The organism is Kitasatospora sp. NPDC101801, assembly GCF_044766665.1.
In the GTDB taxonomy this organism is placed as follows: Bacteria; Actinomycetota; Actinomycetes; order Streptomycetales; family Streptomycetaceae; genus Kitasatospora.
Map to the genome: position 1 here is coordinate 122697 of NZ_JBIWML010000007.1, position 18160 is coordinate 140856.

Consider the following 18160-nt stretch of genomic DNA (forward strand, 5'->3'; position numbering starts at 1 on the left):
ACCTCGTGACCGGCCGATGACCACGTCACCGGCTCAGGGACCGCTCGCCCGCCTGCTCGGCGCGCTGCCGCCGGGTGTGCGGCTGGTGGTCGGCGGCACCGTGGTGCTGGGTGTCTCCTCGTACATCTTCCTGGCACTGGCCGGTCACAGCCTGGACACCGACCAGGTGGCCGGCGTCTCGGTGCTGTGGACCGTGGTGATGTCCGTCGGCTACGGCCTGTTCTCGCCGGTCGAGCTGGAGCTGACCCGGCTGGTGGCCGCCCGCGACCGGGCCGGCCACGGTCCGCTGCCCGCGGTGCGCAAGGTGCTGGCCCTGACGCTCGCCGTGCTGGCGGCCGTGCTGCTGGTGCTCGCGCTGGCGGCCGGGCCGATCGCCGACCGGCTGTTCGGCGGTGACCGCGGGCTGCTGCTGGGCCTGGGCGGTGCGCTGGTCGGGCTGGCGATCAGCTCGGTGGTCCGCGGTGCGCTGGCGGGGCTCGGCAACTTCCGTGCGTACGGCGCCCAGTTGGCGGTCGACGGCGGTCTGCGGATCGCGCTCGGCGCGCTGGTGCCGATCTTCGGTCTGCACTCGGCGCTGGCCTTCAGCCTGATCCTGGTGATCGCCCCGCTGGCGGCCTCGGTGATCGGTCTGCGCTCGGTGCTGGGGGACCGGCGCGGCGGTCCGGCCCCGGCCTGGCGGGAGGTCACCCGCGGTCTGGGCCTGCTGACCGGCTCGACCCTGCTGGCCCAGCTGATGGTCAACGCGGCCGTGGTGAACGTGAAGTTGCTCTCGCCGTCGTCCACCGCGCTGGTCGCGGCCCTGCTCAACGCGGTGGTCCTGGCCCGGGTGCCGCTGTTCGCCTACGCGGCCATCCAGGCCTCGCTGGTCTCGGCGCTCTCTGGCGCGGCGGCGGTGGGCGACCACCGGGAGTTCCGCAAGGTGCTCACCCGGACGGCGGCCATCGTGGTGCTGATGTGCGCGGCGGCCGGGCTGCCGACCGTCCTGCTCGGACCGTGGCTGATCCAGATCCTCTTCAAGGCCCAGGCCGTGCTCGGCGCGCCGGACTTCCTCTGGCTGGTGCTCGGCACCCTCTGCTACATGCTGGCGACCGTCTTCGGACAGGCGCTGATGTCGCTCGGACGCCACCACCGGCAGCTGTTCTCCTGGCTCGCGGGCACCGCCGTGATGGCCGCGGTGACGCTGGTGCCGGGTGACATCGCCACCCGGGTGGAGGTGGGCTACCTGGCTGGTGCCGCCGTCAGTGCGGCTGCCATGCTGTGGTCGCTGTTCCGCTCGCTGCCCGAACGACCGGGCGTCCCCGGCACGGAGCAGTCGGCGGCGGCCGACCAGCGTCCGGCCGGTGCGCTGCGAAGCTCGTGAGGTCCGCCGTGCACACCGGGCGTGAAGAACCCGAGTACGACACGCCCATATGATCTGCCTACTATTGCCACGCCACTGCCGCTGAAAGGCGCCTCTCGTCGTGCAACTCACCGTCCTCACCTCGGTCACCGGAGTCCTGGTGCTCGTGTACATCCTCGAACTGCTGCGCCGCCAGCAGCTCCGGGAGAAGTACGCGACGATCTGGCTCGCCATCGGCGTCGTCGTGGCCCCGCTGGGCTTCTTCCCGGACATCCTGGACTCGACCGCGCGCAAGCTCGGCATCGCCTCCGGAGTCAGCCTCGTCCTGTTCGCCGGCTTCGTCCTCGTGCTGATGGTCAGTCTGCACCTCAGCTGGGAGGCCAGCCGCCTGGAGGCCGAGACCCGCACCCTCTCCGAGGAGGTGGCCCTGATGCGGTCCCACCTCGTCGAGCACCACGGCTACCCCGTGACCAAGCACCAGGAATCCGCCCTGGACGGCACCGACCCCAAGGTGTACTCATGATCGACGGACGACGGGTCCTCATCATCCTTCCCGCCTGGAACGAGCAGGACGGTCTCCCCAGCATCCTGAAGGAGATCCAGGCCAACCTGCCCGGCGCGGACACCCTGGTCGTCGACGACGGCTCGACCGACCGCACCGCTGCGGTCGCGACCGCCTCCGGCTCGCCGGTGGCCCAGCTGCCGTACAACCTCGGGGTCGGCGGCGCGATGCGCCTCGGCTACCGGTACGCGCACCTGCACGGCTACGACGTGGCCATCCAGATCGACTCGGACGGCCAGCACGACCCGTCCTACGTGCCGGTCCTGTTGGAGAAGCTGAAGGAAGCCGACCTGGTGATCGGCGCCCGCTTCGACGGCGAGGGCGACTACAAGGTCCGCGGCCCGCGCAAGTGGGCGATGGGCCTGCTCTCGGTGGTGCTGTCCCGGATCACCCGCACCCGGCTGACGGACACCACCTCCGGCTTCCGTGCCTGCAACAAGTCGCTCATCGAGTTCTTCGCCAACTGGTACCCCGTCGAGTACCTCGGCGACACCGTCGAGAGCATGGTCGGCGCGGCCCGCTGCGGCTTCGTGGTGCGCCAGGTGCCCGTCGCGATGCGCGAGCGCACCACCGGCACCCCGAGCGCCTCGCCGATCAAGGCGATGGTCTACCTCGCGCGGGCCGGCTTGGTCCTGCTGCTGGCGATGATCCGCCGGATGCCCCCGCACCTCAAGGCGATCGCGGCGTCCGCCCCCGACCACGCCGGTCGGCAGCTCGCCAGCCGCTGAACCCGGCCGCAGCCCGTTACGGCGCCGCGGTCCTCCCAGGGCGGTCCCGCCGGAGCAGATCCGGGGGACTGCCCCAACCGCGGCAGTTCGCCGCTTCACGGAAGTGATCTGACATGACGGACCTGGTCAGCGGCCCGCCCACGGAGCGAAGCGAGGGCGGGGCCACCCAGGCAGAGCCGGAGCGCGTCTCCCGCGCCACCTCCCGCATCGAGCGCCTGACCAGCCGGCGGTGGGTGCTCCCGCTGGCCGAGGCCGTGCTGAGCGTCACCGCGGGCATCGGCTTCATGCTGCTCAGCATGCACATCAGCGTCAACCCGCTGAACCGGATCGGCCAGGTCAGCGGCCTGGCCAAGGTGCAGCAGTACGTGGCCGTGATCGGGCTGCCGATCCTCGCGGTGCTGCTCCTGGCCGCCTACCGGGGCACCCTGCGCACCTACTACACCGTGCAGCGGCTGGCCTGTGCCGCCTTCGCCGGCCTCGCCACCGGCGTGGTGGCCGGCGGCATCGCGGTCGCCCTGCACGGCACGCCGTGGGGCCTGGGCGGCCAGGAGGGCGACCCCGGCAACCTGATGGGCATGGCCAACGACATGATGCGCGGCAAGGGCCTGCCGGGCGTCTACCCGCCCGGCTTCCCCGCCCTGCTGGCCGCCTGGGCCGAGCTCTTCCATAACGGCATCGCCGGGGTCGGGCACGCGCTGAAGGACCTCCAGCTGCTGCTCAGCGCGGTGGTCGGGCCGATGGCCTACCTGTCCTGGCGAATGCTGCTGCGCCCGTTCTGGGCGCTGGCCATCGCGGTGCCGACCTCGATCCTCTTCCTCGACCCGATCCGGCCGTACAGCCACGGCGCGATGCTGGTGCTGCTGCCGCTGCTGGCCGCCTGCTTCCGCGAGCTGCGCCGGGCCCAGGAGCTGTCCACCCGCTCCGCCCTGCTGCGCGGGATCGCCTTCGGCGTGGCGTTCGGCACGATGTTCCTCTGGTACTCCGGCTGGTACCTGTGGGCGGCACCGGGGGCGTTCCTGCTGGCGGGGCTGCTCTTCCCGTGGCGGCGCGGCCGGGTGGCGGTCAAGCGCGCCCTGGTCCTGCTCGGCGCGATGCTGGCCACGGCCGCGGTGATCGGCGCCCCGCTGCTCTACCAGCTGGTCAGGCTCGGGGCGAGCACCGACGACCGGTACGCCTACATCAACACCTACATCGACCCGGCCTACGTGATGGGCTGGTCCTCCGACCGCCCGGGCGTGGACAACTACCACAACTGGCCGGTCTCCGGTGAGCTGGCCGGCCAGACCGGTTTCACGGTGGTCCTGCTGCTCGCCGTCGGCATCGCCGTCGGGCTGGGCCTGCGCAACACCATCGTCCGGACCGCCGGTTTCGTGCTGGCCGGAGCCTGGCTGCTGCGCTTCTGGTTCGCCTCGCACATGGCGCACAACCTGGCCGTGCAGCTGTACCCGCGGACCACCTGGATCATCCTGTACTGCCTGATCATCATGGCCGTGATGGGGGTGAAGCTCAGCTACGAACGCGGTCTCGGCGCTCTCCGCGGCCTGCTGGAGTCGCCGAGCACCACCAAGGGCGTGACGCTGCTCTCCCCGCGCACCGCGGCCCAGCTGGCCTCCGGCCTGATCTGTGCGATCGCGCTGTTCGGCACCATGGGCGCCTCCTGGTCCGCGAACCGCTACATGCCCTCGACCAACCCCGGCGTGGAGGACATGGGCCTGGACGCGCTGCGCGCCCACCTCCAGCAGCTGGAGAACGGCGAGTGCCCCAAGTACTCGCCGTACAAGGGCAAGCAGGCCTGCAACCCGGTCAACATGGACCTGTCCGAGTACGTCTTCGTGCCGCCGTCCCGCCCGACCCTGTGGTGTGCCAACACCGAGCAGCAGATGGCGGTCTGCGGCCGCCAGGGCTGACCTGCGGGAACGGTCGGGGTCGGCGTGGCGAAGGCCACGGCGGCCCCGATTGGCGTTTGCGCAGCGCGCTGTGGCAGGATAGCCAAGTTGCTCGGTTGAGTGCCGATGCTGCGCGCCTCCCGCCGGGAGGACTGGAAGCGAGTCCCAGGTACTCGTCGTTCCCGTGATGGCCGTTCATGTGATCCGCCTTCGCCCTTGGGTGATCGGTGTGGATCGCAGTGGTGTGTAGTCGACACCGCGGCAGCTGCGGGGCGGACGTACGGGAATCTTCCGGGAAGCGTGGGCGGGGCCTCGATCCGGCACCTGGTGGGTGCAAGGCTCACCGATCCTGCAGGCCGAGAAGGGAAACCTTCCCGGTTCTTTGCAAGCGACAGGGCGACACGCCCGAGCGCGGGGGTCGGAAGTAACCACCCAAAGGGGCCACCGGACCAAGCCACCCGGCCGAATCCGGCAGAAGAAGCAGCAGACGACACAAAGGACTACTGAGTAGCCATGGCGGGACAGAAGATCCGCATCCGGCTCAAGGCCTACGACCACGAGGTGATTGACTCCTCGGCGAAGAAGATCGTCGAGACCGTCATTCGCACTGGTGCGCAGGTCGCGGGCCCGGTGCCGCTGCCCACTGAGAAGAACGTGTACTGCGTCATCCGCTCGCCGCACAAGTACAAGGACTCGCGCGAGCACTTCGAGATGCGCACTCACAAGCGTCTGATCGACATCCTCGACCCGACCCCGAAGACCGTTGACTCGCTGATGCGCCTCGACCTTCCGGCCGGCGTCGACATCGAGATCAAGCTCTGAGAGGCGCGACGAAGATGGCAAAGCAGATTAAGGGAATCCTGGGCGAGAAGCTCGGCATGACCCAGGTCTGGGACGAGAACAACCGGATCGTTCCGGTGACCGTCGTCAAGGCCGGGCCCAATGTCGTTACCCAGATCCACACCGCTGACGCTGCCGGCTATGACGCCGTGCAGATCGGCTTCGGCGAGATCGACCCCCGCAAGGTGAACAAGCCCCTCGCGGGCCACTTCGCCAAGGCCGGTGTCACCCCGCGCCGTTTCCTGGTCGAGCTCCGCACCGCGGACGCGTCCGAGTACGCCCTCGGCCAGGAGATCACCGCTGAGCTGTTCGAGGCGGGTGTCAAGGTCGACGTGACCGGCACCTCCAAGGGCAAGGGCTTCGCCGGTGTCATGAAGCGTCACAACTTCAAGGGCCTCGGCGCCGGTCACGGCGTGCAGCGCAAGCACCGTTCGCCCGGCTCGATCGGTGGCTGCGCCACCCCGGGTCGCGTGTTCAAGGGCATGAAGATGGCCGGCCGGATGGGCCACGAGCGCGTGACCACCCAGAACCTGACCGTCCATGCCGTTGACGCGGAGAAGGGGCTGCTCCTCATCAAGGGCGCAATCCCGGGCCCGAACGGCGGCCTCGTCCTCGTCCGCACTGCGGCGAAGGGGCTGTGAGGATATGAGCACCATTGACATCCTGTCGCCCTCGGGCGACAAGGCCGGCAGCCTCGAGCTGCCCGCCGAGATCTTCGACGCCAAGGTCAGCGTTCCGCTGATGCACCAGGTCGTCGTGGCGCAGCTCGCTGCGGCCCGTCAGGGCACCCACTCGACCAAGCGCCGTGGCGAGGTCCGAGGCGGCGGCCGCAAGCCGTACCGCCAGAAGGGCACCGGCCGGGCCCGTCAGGGCTCGACCCGCGCCCCGCAGTTCGTCGGCGGTGGCGTCGTGCACGGCCCCAAGCCGCGCGACTACTCGCAGCGGACGCCCAAGAAGATGATCGTCGCCGCTCTGCGTGGCGCGCTCACCGACCGGGCCCGCCACAACCGCATCCACGTCATCACCGACGTGATCGCGGCCGAGGCGCCGTCGACCAAGGCCGCCAAGGGCCTGTTCGGCAAGATCTCCGAGCGCAAGAACGTCCTCCTGGTCGTCGAGCGCGCGGACGAGCTGGGCATCAAGTCCGCTCGCAACCTGCCGAACGTGCACATCCTGGACGCCGGTCAGCTGAACACCTACGACGTGCTCGTCTCCGACGATGTGGTCTTCACCCAGGCTGCCTTCGAGCGTTTCGTGGCCGGTCCGGCCGCGTCCGCCAAGGCTGTGGCTGCTGAGGGCGAGCTCGAAGGGAGCGCCGCCTGATGGCTGCAGAGATCACGAGCAAGACGTTCACGGACCCCCGTGACGTCCTGGTGAAGCCGGTCATCTCCGAGAAGAGCTACTCGCTCCTCGACGAGAACAAGTACACGTTCGTCGTGTCGCCGGGTGCCAACAAGACCCAGATCAAGCAGGCCGTCGAGGCGGTCTTCTCGGTCAAGGTCGAGTCCGTCAACACGCTCAACCGTCAGGGCAAGCGCAAGCGCTCCAAGACGGGCTTTGGCAAGCGCAAGGACACCAAGCGCGCCATCGTGACGCTGGCTGAGGGCAACCGCATCGACATCTTCGGTGGTCCGACCTCCTAACGGGGTCCGGATCGTCGATAAGGACGAGGACGAGAGAGCCAAATGGGCATCCGCAAGTACAAGCCGACTACGCCGGGCCGTCGTGGCTCCAGCGTGGCCGACTTCGTAGAGATCACGCGGTCCACGCCGGAGAAGTCGCTGGTTCGCCCCCTGCACAGCAAGGGCGGCCGTAACAACGCCGGTCGTATCACCGCTCGCCACCAGGGTGGCGGACACAAGCGCGCCTACCGCGTGATCGACTTCCGTCGTCACGACAAGGACGGCGTGCCGGCCAAGGTCGCGCACATCGAGTACGACCCCAACCGCACCGCTCGCATCGCGCTGCTGCACTACGCGGACGGCGAGAAGCGCTATATCATCGCGCCGCGCGGCATCGGCCAGGGCGACCGGATTGAGAACGGCCCGACGGCCGACATCAAGCCCGGCAACAACCTGCCGCTGCGCAACATCCCGGTGGGTACCACCATCCACGCGGTGGAGCTTCGTCCCGGTGGCGGTGCCAAGATGGCCCGCTCCGCCGGTTCGGGCATTCAGCTGCTCGCCCGTGAGGGTCGCATGGCGCACCTGCGCATGCCCTCCGGTGAGATCCGTCTGGTGGACGCGCGTTGCCGCGCGACCGTCGGCGAGGTCGGCAACGCCGAGCAGTCGAACATCAACTGGGGCAAGGCCGGCCGTATGCGCTGGAAGGGCGTTCGCCCGACCGTGCGTGGTGTGGCCATGAACCCGATCGACCACCCGCACGGTGGTGGTGAGGGTAAGACCTCCGGTGGTCGCCACCCGGTCTCGCCGTGGGGCAAGAAGGAGGGTCGCACCCGTAAGGCCAACAAGGCTTCGGACGCTCTCATCGTGCGCCGCCGCAAGTCCAACAAGAAGCGCTAGGAGCAGGTCAGATGCCGCGCAGTCTCAAGAAGGGCCCCTTCATTGACGGCCACCTTCTCAAGAAGGTGGACGCGCAGAACGAGGCGGGTACCCAGAACGTCATCAAGACCTGGTCCCGTCGCTCCGTGATCAGCCCGAGCATGCTCGGTCACACGATCGCGGTCCACGATGGCCGCAAGCACGTCCCGGTGTTCGTCACCGAGTCGATGGTCGGCCACAAGCTCGGCGAGTTCGCGCCGACGCGTACCTTCCGCGGACACGTCAAGGACGACCGCAAGTCGAAGCGTCGCTAGTCGCCAGCGAAGTACCGACTCATATGACTTACACCAGCAAGGGGACAACCATGGAAGCCAGGGCCCAGGCGCGGTACATCCGCGTCACGCCCATGAAGGCCCGCCGCGTGGTGGACCTCATCCGTGGCATGAGTGCCACGGAGGCCCAGGCTGTTCTGCGTTTCGCTCCGCAGGCAGCCACTGTGCCGGTCGGCAAGGTGCTCAACAGCGCCATCGCCAACGCCGCGCACAACTACAACCACTCCAACGTGGACGACCTCGTGATCAGCGAGGCGTACGTTGACGAGGGCCCGACCCTGAAGCGGTTCCGTCCGCGTGCCCAGGGCCGTGCCTACCGGATCCGCAAGCGGACCAGCCACATCACCGTGGTCGTCAGCAGCAAGGAAGGGACCCGGTAATGGGCCAGAAGGTTAACCCGCACGGGTTCCGCCTCGGCATCAGCACGGACTTCAAGTCCCGCTGGTACGCCGACAAGCTGTACAAGGACTACGTCAAGGAAGACGTTGCCATTCGTCGCATGATGACGAAGGGCATGGAGCGGGCCGGCATCTCGAAGGTCGAGATCGAGCGCACCCGTGACCGCGTCCGCGTTGACATCCACACCGCTCGCCCCGGCATCGTCATCGGTCGCCGTGGCACCGAGGCCGACCGCATCCGCGGCGACCTCGAGAAGCTGACCGGCAAGCAGGTCCAGCTGAACATCCTCGAGGTCAAGAACCCCGAGCTGGACGCCCAGCTCGTGGCTCAGGGCGTCGCGGAGCAGCTGTCCTCCCGCGTGTCGTTCCGCCGTGCCATGCGCAAGAGCATGCAGGGCACCATGAAGTCCGGCGCCAAGGGCATCAAGGTCCAGTGCTCCGGTCGTCTCGGCGGCGCCGAGATGAGCCGTTCGGAGTTCTACCGCGAGGGCCGTGTGCCGCTGCACACCCTTCGTGCGAACGTCGACTACGGCTTCTTCGAGGCCAAGACGACCTTCGGTCGTATCGGCGTCAAGGTCTGGATCTACAAGGGCGATGTGAAGAACATCGCCGAGGTCCGTGCCGAGAACGCTGCTGCCCGCTCGGGCAACCGCCCGGCCCGCACCGACGCCCGCCCCGCGCGTGGCGGCGAGCGCGGTGGCCGTGGTGGCGAGCGTGGCGGCGCCCGTGGTGGCGCCCGTCGTCCCCAGAACACCGAGGCTCCGGCCGCGGCTGTGACGGAGACGCCGGCTGCCGAGAGCACCGGAACGGAGGCCTGACCGTCATGCTGATCCCCCGTCGGGTCAAGCACCGCAAGCAGCACCACCCCAAGCGCCGCGGCGCTGCCAAGGGTGGCACCGAGCTCGCGTTCGGCGAGTACGGCATCCAGGCCGTCACCCCGGCCTACGTGACGAACCGGCAGATCGAGTCCGCTCGTATCGCCGTCACCCGTCACATCAAGCGTGGCGGCAAGGTCTGGATCAACATCTACCCGGACCGCCCGCTCACCAAGAAGCCTGCCGAGACCCGCATGGGTTCCGGTAAGGGTTCCCCCGAGTGGTGGATCGCCAACGTTCACCCGGGACGGATCATGTTCGAGCTGTCCTACCCCAACGAGAAGGTTGCTCGTGAGGCGCTCACCCGCGCTGCTCACAAGCTCCCGATGAAGTGCCGGATTGTCCGGCGCGAGGCAGGTGAGAGCTGATGTCGGCCGGCACCAAGGCTGCTGAGCTGCGCGAGCTTGACAACGAGGGTCTCGTTGCCAAGCTCCGCGAGGCCAAGGAGGAGCTGTTCAACCTCCGCTTCCAGGCGGCGACCGGGCAGCTCGACAACCACGGACGGCTCAAGCTCGTCCGTAAGGACATCGCGCGGATCTACACCCTGATGCGCGAGCGCGAGCTGGGCATCGAGACGGTGGAGAGCGCCTGATGACTGAGAACACCACCAACGAGACGCGCGGTTTCCGCAAGACCCGTGAGGGTCTCGTCGTCAGCGACAAGATGGACAAGACCGTCGTCGTCGCCGTCGAGGACCGCGTCAAGCACGCTCTGTACGGCAAGGTCATCCGCCGTACGAACAAGCTGAAGGCGCACGACGAGGCCAACGCCTGCGGCATCGGCGACCGGGTTCTCCTGATGGAGACCCGTCCGCTGTCCGCGACGAAGCGCTGGCGCGTCGTCGAGATCCTCGAGAAGGCCAAGTAACGAAGCCGATGTGGTACGGCCGTATGTGCACCAGGCCCCCAGGGGCGCTGGTGTGAGCAGCGGCCGGCCCGTCGTCTCTCGTTGACGATCAGGAGAAAGCTGTGATCCAGCAGGAGTCGCGACTGCGTGTCGCCGACAACACTGGTGCCAAGGAAATCCTTTGCATCCGTGTTCTCGGTGGTTCCGGTCGCCGCTACGCCGGTATCGGGGACGTCATCGTCGCCACCGTCAAGGACGCGATCCCCGGTGGTTCGGTGAAGAAGGGTGACGTCGTCAAGTGCGTCATCGTTCGTACCGTCAAGGAGCGTCGTCGTCCGGATGGCTCGTACATCCGCTTCGACGAGAACGCCGCGGTCGTTCTCAAGAACACCGATGGTGACCCCCGTGGCACCCGCATCTTCGGCCCGGTGGGCCGCGAGCTGCGTGACAAGAAGTTCATGAAGATCATCTCGCTTGCGCCGGAGGTGCTCTAACCCATGGCGAACAGCATGAAGATCAAGAAGGGTGACCTGGTCCAGGTCATCACCGGCAAGGACCGCGGTAAGCAGGGCAAGGTCATCCAGGCCATCCCCGCCACCAACAAGGTCCTGGTCGAGGGTGTCAACCGGGTCAAGAAGCACACCAAGCCGGGTCCGGGCACCCAGGGCGGCATCATCACCGTCGAGGCCCCGGTTCACGTCTCCAACGTCCAGCTGGTCGTGGAGAAGGACGGCAAGAAGGTCGTCACCCGCGTTGGCTACCGCTTCGATGACGAGGGCAACAAGATCCGCGTTGCCAAGCGAACCGGTGAGGACATCTGATGTCTGAGACGACTGTTGAGAAGGTGACCCCCCGTCTCAAGGAGCGTTACAACTCCGAGATCAAGGGGCAGCTCCTGGAGGAGTTCTCATTCGAGAACGTCATGCTGATCCCCGGCCTGGTCAAGGTCGTGGTCAACATGGGTGTGGGCGAGGCCGCCCGCGACTCCAAGCTGATCGAGGGCGCGATCCGCGACCTCACCGCCATCACCGGCCAGAAGCCGGCGGTGACGAAGGCTCGCAAGTCCATCGCGCAGTTCAAGCTGCGTGAGGGCCAGCCGATCGGCACCCACGTCACCCTCCGTGGTGACCGCATGTGGGAGTTCCTGGACCGTCTGGTGTCGCTGGCCCTGCCGCGTATCCGTGACTTCCGTGGTCTCTCCCCGAAGCAGTTCGACGGCCGTGGCAACTACACCTTCGGTCTGACCGAGCAGGTCATGTTCCACGAGATCGACCAGGACAAGGTCGACCGTCAGCGCGGTATGGACATCACCGTCGTGACCACCGCTCAGAACGACGACGAGGGCCGGGCGCTCCTGCGCGCTCTGGGCTTCCCGTTCAAGGAGGCGTAACTCATGGCGAAGAAGTCCCTCATCGCGAAGTCCGAGCGCAAGCCGAAGTTCGCTGTCCGGGGTTACACCCGGTGCCAGCGCTGCGGCCGTCCGCACTCGGTGTACCGCAAGTTCGGCCTCTGCCGTGTCTGCCTCCGTGAGATGGCGCACCGCGGCGAGCTGCCGGGCGTGACCAAGAGCTCCTGGTAACCCAGGCTCCGTCACACAGCGAATCAGCAGGTGTGCCCGACCCCACGTAGCTCACGTTGTTCGAAACCGAGCAGAGTTGGGCTGCCGTACGGAATCCCGTAAGGTAGTGGGGTCGGGCCCCCTGTCGCGGCAGCCAGAGCTGTCCGCGACCCTCTTCTGAGAGGGCTCGCACCCAGTCTTACTAACGCCGCAGGTCCCCTGCGTCTGTGCCCCTGCCCGCACTCCTCGTGAGTGCGGCGGGGGGACCTGGCGCGGAGAAACCACGGCGAGAGAGGCCTGAGGCCCATCATGACCATGACCGACCCCATCGCAGACATGCTCACGCGTCTGCGTAACGCGAACTCGGCGTACCACGACACCGTGGCGATGCCGGCTAGCAAGATCAAGGCGCACGTCGCCGAGATCCTGCAGCAGGAGGGGTACATCTCCTCCTGGAAGGTTGAGGAGCCGGTTGAGGGCGAGGTCGGCAAGAAGCTGACCATCGACCTCAAGTTCGGCCCCAACCGTGAGCGCTCCATTGCCGGCATCAAGCGCATCAGCAAGCCGGGTCTGCGCGTTTACGCAAAGTCCACCAACCTGCCCAAGGTGCTCGGCGGCCTGGGCGTGGCGATCATCTCCACGTCCTCCGGTCTCCTCACCGACAAGCAGGCCGCCAAGAAGGGCGTAGGCGGAGAAGTTCTCGCCTACGTCTGGTAATTCGGGAAACGGAGGTACAGCAATGTCTCGCATTGGACGGCTGCCCATCCCGGTTCCCGCCGGCGTGGACGTCACCATCGATGGCCAGACGGTCTCGGTGAAGGGCCCCAAGGGCTCCCTCACCCACACCGTTGCCGCGCCCATCGAGATCAGCAAGGGCGAGGACGGCACTCTGCTCGTCACCCGCCCCAACGACGAGCGTCTGTCGAAGGCCCTGCACGGCCTTTCCCGCACGCTGGTGGCGAACATGATCACCGGCGTGACCGCGGGGTACCGCAAGTCGCTGGAGATCAGCGGTGTTGGTTACCGAGTCGCAGCGAAGGGCTCCGCGCTGGAGTTCCAGCTCGGCTACAGCCACCCGATCCTGATCGAGGCCAAGGAGGGCATCTCCTTCGTGGTCGAGTCGCCCACCAAGTTCCACGTGGACGGGATCGACAAGCAGCTGGTCGGCGAAGAGTCGGCCAAGATCCGCAAGCTGCGTAAGCCCGACCCGTACAAGGCCAAGGGCGTCAAGTACGCGGGCGAGGTCATCCGCCGCAAGGTCGGAAAGAGCGGTAAGTAAGCCATGAGTCTTTCTGTGAAGATCGGCAAGGGCAACGGCTACAAGAACGCTGCCCGCAAGCGTCGCGCCATCCGCGTTCGCAAGCGCGTCACCGGCACCGAGGCTCGTCCTCGTCTGGTCGTGACCCGCTCGAACCGTCACATGGTCGCCCAGGTCATCGACGACGCCAAGGGTCACACCCTCGCGTCGGCGTCCACCCTCGATGTGTCCATCCGTGGCAACGAGGGCGACAAGACCGAGCTGGCCAAGAAGGTCGGAGCCCTGGTCGCCGAGCGCGCCAAGGCCGCCGGCATCGAGTCGGTCGTCTTCGACCGCGCGGGCAACCGTTACGCGGGGCGCATCGCCGCCCTGGCGGACGCTGCCCGTGAGGCCGGGCTCGACTTCTAAGCCGCTCGTCGGCTCAGTCGACGGACGTAATCGAGAGAGGTAATTCCAATGGCTGGACCCCAGCGCCGCGGTAGCGGCGCCGGCGGCGGCACCGGCGGTGGCGGCGAGCGACGTGATCGTAAGCGCGACGACCGGGGCAACGCCCCCGCCGTCGAGAAGACTGCTTACGTTGAGCGTGTCGTTGCGATCAACCGAGTCGCCAAGGTTGTCAAGGGTGGTCGTCGTTTCAGCTTCACCGCGCTGGTCGTGGTGGGCGACGGTGACGGCACCGTAGGTGTCGGCTACGGGAAGGCGAAGGAGGTTCCGGCCGCCATCGCCAAGGGTGTTGAGGAGGCCAAGAAGAACTTCTTCAAGGTCCCCCGTATCCAGGGCACCATCCCGCACCCGATCCAGGGCGAGAAGGCGGCCGGCGTCGTGCTCCTGAAGCCCGCGTCCCCCGGTACCGGCGTTATCGCCGGTGGCCCGGTGCGTGCGGTCCTGGAGTGCGCCGGCGTCCACGACATCCTGTCGAAGTCGCTCGGCTCGGACAACGCGATCAACATCGTGCACGCCACCGTGGCTGCTCTGAAGGGCCTCGTGCGCCCCGAGGAGATCGCGGCCCGCCGTGGCCTGCCGCTGGAGGACGTGGCCCCCGCCGCTCTGCTCCGCGCTCGCGCGGCCGGGACCGCGGCGGTGAGTGCCTGATGGCTCGCCTGAAGGTCACTCAGACCAAGTCCTACATCGGTAGCAAGCAGAACCACCGTGACACCCTGCGTTCGCTCGGCCTGAAGCGGCTGAACGACACCGTGGTGAAGGAGGACCGCCCGGAGATCCGCGGCATGGTCCACACCGTTCGTCACCTCGTCACGGTCGAGGAGGTGGACTGAAATGGCAGACAACTCGCCGATCAAGATCCACAACCTGCGCCCGGCCCCCGGCGCCAAGACCGACAAGATCCGTGTCGGTCGTGGTGAGGGTTCCAAGGGTAAGACCGCAGGTCGTGGTACCAAGGGCACCAAGGCCCGCTACCAGGTTCCGCAGCGCTTCGAGGGTGGGCAGATGCCCCTCCACATGCGTCTGCCGAAGCTCAAGGGCTTCAAGAACCCGGCGCACAAGCAGTTCCAGGTCGTGAACCTGGAGAAGCTGGCCGAGCTCTACCCGCAGGGTGGCGAGGTCACCGTGGCCGATCTGATCGCGAAGGGCGCCGTTCGCAAGAACGAGCTCGTCAAGGTCCTCGGCACCGGCGACATCGCGGTTGCGCTGCAGGTGACGGTTGACGCCGTCTCCGGCTCCGCCGCCGAGAAGATCACCGCCGCCGGCGGTACGGTCACCGAGCTCCTCTGAGCCTGTTGACGTCCACGAACCCCGTATCTCCCTCCTGGGAGGTACGGGGTTCGTGCTTTTCGGGTGGCTTTTGTGGTTGAAAACGGGCATCCCGTCCCCCGTGCGTGGGGGAGGGGCCGCGCACGCTTCTTTCGGGTGGCCACACACTGTTAGAGTCCGTGGAGTTCCCTTGTAGGCTGCGCCCAGGCTTGCCTGTGCCGTCCGGTTGACCGGACTCCTCGGGGAGCTCGCACTCCCCACTCCCCATTCAGGACCGACCCTCCCGCCGACGACGTGCGGGAGGCGCAGGAGGCACCGTGCTCAGTGCGTTCGCGCGGGCGTTCCAGACGCCCGACCTGCGCAAGAAGCTGCTGTTCACGCTGGGCATCATGGTGCTGTTCCGGCTGGGCGCTCACATCCCCGTCCCGGGCGTCGACTTCGTCGCGGTGAACCAGTGCTTGAAGGACACGCCGAGTGGCCTGTTCGGCCTGGTGAACCTCTTCAGTGGTGGCGCACTGCTCCAGCTGACGATCTTCGCGCTCGGCATCATGCCGTACATCACGGCCAGCATCATCCTCCAGCTCCTCACCGTCGTGATCCCGCGACTCGAGGCGCTGAAGAAGGAGGGCCAGGCCGGTACGGCGAAGATCACCCAGTACACCCGCTACCTGACCATCGCGCTCGCCGTGCTCCAGGGCACCGGCATCGTCGCGACGGCCTCCAGTGGCGCGCTGTTCTCGGGCTGCGTCTACGCCAACCAGGTCGTGCCGGACCAGTCGGTCTTCCGGATCGCCACGATGGTCATCACGATGACCGCGGGCACCACGATGGTGATGTGGCTCGGTGAGCTGATCACCGACCGCGGCATCGGCAACGGCATGTCCATCCTGATCTTCACCTCGATCGCGTCCGGCTTCCCGGGCTCGATGTGGGCGATCAAGCTCTCCGGCAAGATCGGGGACGGCTGGGTCGAGTTCTTCAGCGTCATCGCGATCGGTGTGATCGTGGTGGTCCTGGTCATCTTCGTCGAGCAGGCGCAGCGCCGGATCCCGGTCCAGTACGCGAAGCGCATGATCGGCCGCAAGGCGTTCGGCGGGACGTCGACCTACATCCCGCTGAAGGTCAACCAGGCCGGTGTGATCCCGGTCATCTTCGCCTCGTCGCTGCTGTACATCCCGGCGCTGGTCGCCCAGCTGACGAACAGCCAGGCCGGCTGGGCCACCTGGATCCGGGACAACTTCGTCCGCGGTGACCACCCGATCTACATGGCCACGTACTTCGTGCTGATCGTGTTCTTCGCCTTCTTCTACGTCGCGATCTCCTTCAACCCCGAAGAAGTTGCCGACAACATGAAGAAGTATGGTGGGTTCATCCCGGGCATCCGGGCCGGCCGACCGACGGCCGAGTACCTTAACTACGTGTTGACCCGTATCACGTGGCCGGGGTCGCTCTACCTGGGCCTGATCGCGTTGATCCCGATGATCGCCCTGGTCGCCTTCAACGCGAACCAAAACTTCCCGTTCGGTGGCACCAGCGTGCTCATCGTCGTCGGTGTCGGACTCGAAACTGTGAAGCAGATCGAGAGCCAGCTCCAGCAGCGTAATTACGAAGGGTTCCTCCGCTGATGCGTATCGTCCTCGTCGGACCTCCCGGGGCCGGGAAGGGTACTCAGGCGCACGTCCTGGCCAAGACCCTGTCCATTCCCCACATCTCCACCGGTGACCTGTTCCGCGCCAACATCAGCCAGGGCACCCAGTTGGGGCTCGAGGCCAAGGCGTACATGGACGCAGGTCGACTGGTACCGGATGAGGTCACCATCGGGATGGCCAAGGACCGGATGTCGCAGCCCGACGCCGCCAACGGCTTCCTGCTGGACGGGTTCCCCAGGAACCTCGGTCAGGCCAAGGCCCTGGACGAGATCCTGGCCGAGTTCGGCATCGCCCTCGACGGCGTGCTGGACCTGGAGGTCCCCGAGGACGAGGTCGTCAAGCGGATCGCCGGCCGCCGGCTCTGCCGGGTCAACGGTGGCCACGTGTTCCACGTGGTCTACAACCCGCCGAAGACCGAGGGCGTCTGCGACGAGTGCGGTGGCGAGCTGTACCAGCGCTCGGACGACACCGAGGAGAAGGTGCGGACGCGGCTGGAGGTCTACCACACGGAGACCGAGCCGATCATCGAGTACTACAACCAGCAGGGCCTGCTGGTCACCATCTCGGCGCTGGGCAAGGTCGACGAGGTGACCGAGCGCGCGGTGGCCGCGCTGGAGAGCAAGAAGAGCGTCTGAGACCGACCGGACGGCCGGGACGCCCCCGCACGGGGGAGTCCCGGCCGTTCTGTCGTCGTACGGTGGTAACGGCAGCACGGCTCCCCGGCAAGGACCGGACGGGCATTCGACAGTGGAAGGCGTGGACCAGATGGTGGAGATCAAGACCCCCGAGCAGATCGCCAAGATGCGGGTGGCCGGACTGGTCGTCGCCGAGGCGCTGAAGGCGGCCCGCGAGGCCGTCCGACCGGGTGTCACCACCCAGGAGCTCAACGACATCGCGGCGAAGGTGATCGCCGACCACGGCGCCACCTCGAACTTCCGCGCGCACCACGGCGGCCTCTGGTTCCCCGGTGTGATCTGCGCCTCCGTCAACAACGAGGTGGTGCACGGCATCCCGGGTGACCGGGTGCTGGTCGAGGGCGACGTCATCTCGATCGACTGCGGCGCGATCGTGGACGGCTGGCACGGCGACGCCGCGATCACCGTGGCGGTCGGCGAGGTCGCCCCCGAGGTGGAGATGCTCAGCCGGGTGACCGAGGGCTCGATGTGGGCCGGCATCGCCCAGATGAAGAAGAACAACCGCCTGGTGGACGTCTCCAAGGCGATCGAGGGCTTCATCCGTCGCCAGCCGCTGCCGCCGAAGGGCAAGTGGGGCATCACCGAGGGGTACGGCGGCCACGGCATCGGCACCGCGATGCACATGGAGCCGCACGTGCTGAACTACGTCGAGCGCGGCCGCGGCAAGGGCCCGAAGCTGATCCCGGGCACCGTGCTGGCGATCGAGCCGATGGTGTCGCTGGGCACCCCGCACACCACCGTGCTCGAGGACGACTGGACGGTCGTCACCAACGACGGCACCTGGGCCTCGCACTGGGAGCACTCGGTGGCGATCACCGAGCAGGGCCCACTGGTGCTGACCGCCTTCGACGGCGGCAAGGCCGAGCTGGCCAAGCTGGGCGTGGTGGCGGCCCCCGATCCGCTGGGCTAGCACAGCCGCTGGGCTGGGGCTGACGGATCGTCAAGGGCTCGGTGGGTTTCGCCCACCGGGCCCTTTGTCCTAT

At 67.4% G+C, this 18160-nt stretch carries 28 protein-coding genes; all 28 read left to right on the forward strand.

The features are described 5' to 3' along the window. Window positions 1-16: 16 nt before the first annotated feature. Entirely contained in the window at window positions 17-1360 is a 1344-nt protein-coding gene (locus tag ACIRPK_RS12115; RefSeq protein ID WP_403036657.1) for a lipopolysaccharide biosynthesis protein, read from the forward strand. A 100-nt stretch (window positions 1361-1460) separates the two neighbouring features. After that, entirely contained in the window at window positions 1461-1862 is a 402-nt protein-coding gene (locus ACIRPK_RS12120; RefSeq protein ID WP_403036658.1) for a DUF2304 domain-containing protein, read from the forward strand. Continuing rightward, window positions 1859-2629 (forward strand): glycosyltransferase family 2 protein, encoded by a 771-nt coding sequence (locus ACIRPK_RS12125; RefSeq protein WP_403036660.1) that lies wholly within the window; start codon window positions 1859-1861, stop codon window positions 2627-2629. The genes ACIRPK_RS12120 and ACIRPK_RS12125 overlap by 4 nt, the downstream gene beginning before the upstream one ends. A gap of 113 nt (window positions 2630-2742) precedes the next feature. After that, window positions 2743-4536: a hypothetical protein gene (locus tag ACIRPK_RS12130; RefSeq protein ID WP_403036662.1), complete on the forward strand. Its 1794-nt coding sequence runs from the start codon at window positions 2743-2745 to the stop codon at window positions 4534-4536. Between the two features lie 492 nt (window positions 4537-5028). Then, window positions 5029-5337 (forward strand): 30S ribosomal protein S10, encoded by a 309-nt coding sequence (gene rpsJ, locus ACIRPK_RS12135; protein WP_012785157.1) that lies wholly within the window; start codon window positions 5029-5031, stop codon window positions 5335-5337. A gap of 14 nt (window positions 5338-5351) precedes the next feature. Then, window positions 5352-5996, forward strand: a complete 645-nt coding sequence (gene rplC, locus ACIRPK_RS12140) for a 50S ribosomal protein L3 (protein WP_057231343.1) — start codon at window positions 5352-5354, stop codon at window positions 5994-5996. 4 nt (window positions 5997-6000) lie between these two features. Next, window positions 6001-6678: a 50S ribosomal protein L4 gene (gene rplD / locus ACIRPK_RS12145; RefSeq protein WP_403036664.1), complete on the forward strand. Its 678-nt coding sequence runs from the start codon at window positions 6001-6003 to the stop codon at window positions 6676-6678. Beyond that, window positions 6678-6998: a 50S ribosomal protein L23 gene (gene rplW / locus ACIRPK_RS12150; RefSeq protein WP_030393296.1), complete on the forward strand. Its 321-nt coding sequence runs from the start codon at window positions 6678-6680 to the stop codon at window positions 6996-6998. The genes rplD and rplW overlap by 1 nt, the downstream gene beginning before the upstream one ends. 42 nt (window positions 6999-7040) lie before the next feature. Then, window positions 7041-7877: a 50S ribosomal protein L2 gene (gene rplB / locus ACIRPK_RS12155; RefSeq protein ID WP_184918566.1), complete on the forward strand. Its 837-nt coding sequence runs from the start codon at window positions 7041-7043 to the stop codon at window positions 7875-7877. An 11-nt stretch (window positions 7878-7888) separates the two neighbouring features. After that, window positions 7889-8170 (forward strand): 30S ribosomal protein S19, encoded by a 282-nt coding sequence (gene rpsS, locus ACIRPK_RS12160; RefSeq protein WP_057231336.1) that lies wholly within the window; start codon window positions 7889-7891, stop codon window positions 8168-8170. A gap of 23 nt (window positions 8171-8193) precedes the next feature. Then, the gene (gene rplV, locus ACIRPK_RS12165) at window positions 8194-8568 is read left to right on the forward strand and encodes a 50S ribosomal protein L22 (RefSeq protein ID WP_403036667.1); all 375 of its coding nucleotides are present in this window, start codon (window positions 8194-8196) and stop codon (window positions 8566-8568) included. Beyond that, window positions 8568-9404 (forward strand): 30S ribosomal protein S3, encoded by an 837-nt coding sequence (gene rpsC, locus ACIRPK_RS12170; RefSeq protein ID WP_184918568.1) that lies wholly within the window; start codon window positions 8568-8570, stop codon window positions 9402-9404. The genes rplV and rpsC overlap by 1 nt, the downstream gene beginning before the upstream one ends. A gap of 5 nt (window positions 9405-9409) precedes the next feature. Continuing rightward, window positions 9410-9829, forward strand: coding sequence for a 50S ribosomal protein L16 (gene rplP / locus ACIRPK_RS12175; RefSeq protein WP_057231329.1), 420 nt, complete (start codon window positions 9410-9412; stop codon window positions 9827-9829). Next, window positions 9829-10053, forward strand: a complete 225-nt coding sequence (gene rpmC, locus ACIRPK_RS12180) for a 50S ribosomal protein L29 (RefSeq protein ID WP_030393300.1) — start codon at window positions 9829-9831, stop codon at window positions 10051-10053. Before rplP ends, rpmC begins: the two co-directional genes overlap by 1 nt. Continuing rightward, window positions 10053-10328, forward strand: a complete 276-nt coding sequence (gene rpsQ, locus ACIRPK_RS12185; protein WP_057231327.1) for a 30S ribosomal protein S17 — start codon at window positions 10053-10055, stop codon at window positions 10326-10328. The genes rpmC and rpsQ overlap by 1 nt, the downstream gene beginning before the upstream one ends. Window positions 10329-10429: 101 nt before the next feature. Beyond that, window positions 10430-10801 (forward strand): 50S ribosomal protein L14, encoded by a 372-nt coding sequence (gene rplN, locus ACIRPK_RS12190; RefSeq protein WP_030263487.1) that lies wholly within the window; start codon window positions 10430-10432, stop codon window positions 10799-10801. A 15-nt stretch (window positions 10802-10816) separates the two neighbouring features. Beyond that, entirely contained in the window at window positions 10817-11128 is a 312-nt protein-coding gene (gene rplX, locus ACIRPK_RS12195) for a 50S ribosomal protein L24 (RefSeq protein WP_057231325.1), read from the forward strand. Next, window positions 11128-11697 (forward strand): 50S ribosomal protein L5, encoded by a 570-nt coding sequence (gene rplE, locus ACIRPK_RS12200; protein ID WP_403036670.1) that lies wholly within the window; start codon window positions 11128-11130, stop codon window positions 11695-11697. Before rplX ends, rplE begins: the two co-directional genes overlap by 1 nt. Before the next feature lie 3 nt (window positions 11698-11700). After that, window positions 11701-11886 carry a type Z 30S ribosomal protein S14 gene (locus tag ACIRPK_RS12205; protein WP_104816571.1) on the forward strand — a complete coding sequence of 62 codons (186 nt, stop codon included), beginning with the start codon at window positions 11701-11703 and terminating at the stop codon, window positions 11884-11886. Window positions 11887-12174: 288 nt separating this feature from the next. Next, window positions 12175-12582 carry a 30S ribosomal protein S8 gene (gene rpsH / locus ACIRPK_RS12210; RefSeq protein WP_057231318.1) on the forward strand — a complete coding sequence of 136 codons (408 nt, stop codon included), beginning with the start codon at window positions 12175-12177 and terminating at the stop codon, window positions 12580-12582. A 22-nt stretch (window positions 12583-12604) separates the two neighbouring features. Then, complete coding sequence (gene rplF, locus ACIRPK_RS12215; RefSeq protein WP_184918574.1) at window positions 12605-13144, forward strand: 50S ribosomal protein L6; 540 nt, start codon at window positions 12605-12607, stop codon at window positions 13142-13144. A gap of 3 nt (window positions 13145-13147) precedes the next feature. Beyond that, window positions 13148-13531 (forward strand): 50S ribosomal protein L18, encoded by a 384-nt coding sequence (gene rplR, locus ACIRPK_RS12220; protein WP_057231314.1) that lies wholly within the window; start codon window positions 13148-13150, stop codon window positions 13529-13531. A 48-nt stretch (window positions 13532-13579) separates the two neighbouring features. Next, window positions 13580-14215 carry a 30S ribosomal protein S5 gene (gene rpsE / locus ACIRPK_RS12225; RefSeq protein WP_057231312.1) on the forward strand — a complete coding sequence of 212 codons (636 nt, stop codon included), beginning with the start codon at window positions 13580-13582 and terminating at the stop codon, window positions 14213-14215. Further along, complete coding sequence (rpmD, locus tag ACIRPK_RS12230) at window positions 14215-14397, forward strand: 50S ribosomal protein L30 (protein WP_014136270.1); 183 nt, start codon at window positions 14215-14217, stop codon at window positions 14395-14397. The genes rpsE and rpmD overlap by 1 nt, the downstream gene beginning before the upstream one ends. 1 nt (window position 14398) lies before the next feature. Then, window positions 14399-14854: a 50S ribosomal protein L15 gene (gene rplO, locus ACIRPK_RS12235; protein ID WP_403036675.1), complete on the forward strand. Its 456-nt coding sequence runs from the start codon at window positions 14399-14401 to the stop codon at window positions 14852-14854. Window positions 14855-15150: 296 nt separating this feature from the next. After that, window positions 15151-16458, forward strand: a complete 1308-nt coding sequence (gene secY / locus ACIRPK_RS12240) for a preprotein translocase subunit SecY (RefSeq protein ID WP_403036678.1) — start codon at window positions 15151-15153, stop codon at window positions 16456-16458. Further along, window positions 16458-17117, forward strand: coding sequence for an adenylate kinase (locus ACIRPK_RS12245; protein WP_403036681.1), 660 nt, complete (start codon window positions 16458-16460; stop codon window positions 17115-17117). Before secY ends, ACIRPK_RS12245 begins: the two co-directional genes overlap by 1 nt. 130 nt (window positions 17118-17247) lie before the next feature. Continuing rightward, a complete protein-coding gene (gene map / locus ACIRPK_RS12250) occupies window positions 17248-18087 on the forward strand; it encodes a type I methionyl aminopeptidase (RefSeq protein WP_403036890.1) in 840 nt (279 codons plus the stop codon). Window positions 18088-18160 lie beyond the last annotated feature (73 nt).

What these genes read in the sequence shown, in the direction of transcription:
- rpmD (WP_014136270.1), top strand. Translation starts at nt 14,215, where the DNA reads ATGGCTCGCCTGAAGGTCACTCAGACCAAGTCCTACATCGGTAGCAAG.
- rplC (WP_057231343.1), top strand. Translation starts at nt 5,352, where the DNA reads ATGGCAAAGCAGATTAAGGGAATCCTGGGCGAGAAGCTCGGCATGACC.
- rplP (WP_057231329.1), top strand. Translation starts at nt 9,410, where the DNA reads ATGCTGATCCCCCGTCGGGTCAAGCACCGCAAGCAGCACCACCCCAAG.
- rplX (WP_057231325.1), top strand. Translation starts at nt 10,817, where the DNA reads ATGAAGATCAAGAAGGGTGACCTGGTCCAGGTCATCACCGGCAAGGAC.
- rpmC (WP_030393300.1), top strand. Translation starts at nt 9,829, where the DNA reads ATGTCGGCCGGCACCAAGGCTGCTGAGCTGCGCGAGCTTGACAACGAG.
- rplB (WP_184918566.1), top strand. Translation starts at nt 7,041, where the DNA reads ATGGGCATCCGCAAGTACAAGCCGACTACGCCGGGCCGTCGTGGCTCC.
- rplO (WP_403036675.1), top strand. Translation starts at nt 14,399, where the DNA reads ATGGCAGACAACTCGCCGATCAAGATCCACAACCTGCGCCCGGCCCCC.
- rpsJ (WP_012785157.1), top strand. Translation starts at nt 5,029, where the DNA reads ATGGCGGGACAGAAGATCCGCATCCGGCTCAAGGCCTACGACCACGAG.
- rpsH (WP_057231318.1), top strand. Translation starts at nt 12,175, where the DNA reads ATGACCATGACCGACCCCATCGCAGACATGCTCACGCGTCTGCGTAAC.
- map (WP_403036890.1), top strand. Translation starts at nt 17,248, where the DNA reads ATGGTGGAGATCAAGACCCCCGAGCAGATCGCCAAGATGCGGGTGGCC.
- rpsQ (WP_057231327.1), top strand. Translation starts at nt 10,053, where the DNA reads ATGACTGAGAACACCACCAACGAGACGCGCGGTTTCCGCAAGACCCGT.
- rplV (WP_403036667.1), top strand. Translation starts at nt 8,194, where the DNA reads ATGACTTACACCAGCAAGGGGACAACCATGGAAGCCAGGGCCCAGGCG.
- rplE (WP_403036670.1), top strand. Translation starts at nt 11,128, where the DNA reads ATGTCTGAGACGACTGTTGAGAAGGTGACCCCCCGTCTCAAGGAGCGT.
- ACIRPK_RS12205 (WP_104816571.1), top strand. Translation starts at nt 11,701, where the DNA reads ATGGCGAAGAAGTCCCTCATCGCGAAGTCCGAGCGCAAGCCGAAGTTC.
- ACIRPK_RS12245 (WP_403036681.1), top strand. Translation starts at nt 16,458, where the DNA reads ATGCGTATCGTCCTCGTCGGACCTCCCGGGGCCGGGAAGGGTACTCAG.
- rplW (WP_030393296.1), top strand. Translation starts at nt 6,678, where the DNA reads ATGGCTGCAGAGATCACGAGCAAGACGTTCACGGACCCCCGTGACGTC.
- rpsC (WP_184918568.1), top strand. Translation starts at nt 8,568, where the DNA reads ATGGGCCAGAAGGTTAACCCGCACGGGTTCCGCCTCGGCATCAGCACG.
- ACIRPK_RS12130 (WP_403036662.1), top strand. Translation starts at nt 2,743, where the DNA reads ATGACGGACCTGGTCAGCGGCCCGCCCACGGAGCGAAGCGAGGGCGGG.
- ACIRPK_RS12125 (WP_403036660.1), top strand. Translation starts at nt 1,859, where the DNA reads ATGATCGACGGACGACGGGTCCTCATCATCCTTCCCGCCTGGAACGAG.
- rplD (WP_403036664.1), top strand. Translation starts at nt 6,001, where the DNA reads ATGAGCACCATTGACATCCTGTCGCCCTCGGGCGACAAGGCCGGCAGC.
- rplR (WP_057231314.1), top strand. Translation starts at nt 13,148, where the DNA reads ATGAGTCTTTCTGTGAAGATCGGCAAGGGCAACGGCTACAAGAACGCT.
- rplF (WP_184918574.1), top strand. Translation starts at nt 12,605, where the DNA reads ATGTCTCGCATTGGACGGCTGCCCATCCCGGTTCCCGCCGGCGTGGAC.
- ACIRPK_RS12115 (WP_403036657.1), top strand. Translation starts at nt 17, where the DNA reads ATGACCACGTCACCGGCTCAGGGACCGCTCGCCCGCCTGCTCGGCGCG.
- rpsE (WP_057231312.1), top strand. Translation starts at nt 13,580, where the DNA reads ATGGCTGGACCCCAGCGCCGCGGTAGCGGCGCCGGCGGCGGCACCGGC.
- rpsS (WP_057231336.1), top strand. Translation starts at nt 7,889, where the DNA reads ATGCCGCGCAGTCTCAAGAAGGGCCCCTTCATTGACGGCCACCTTCTC.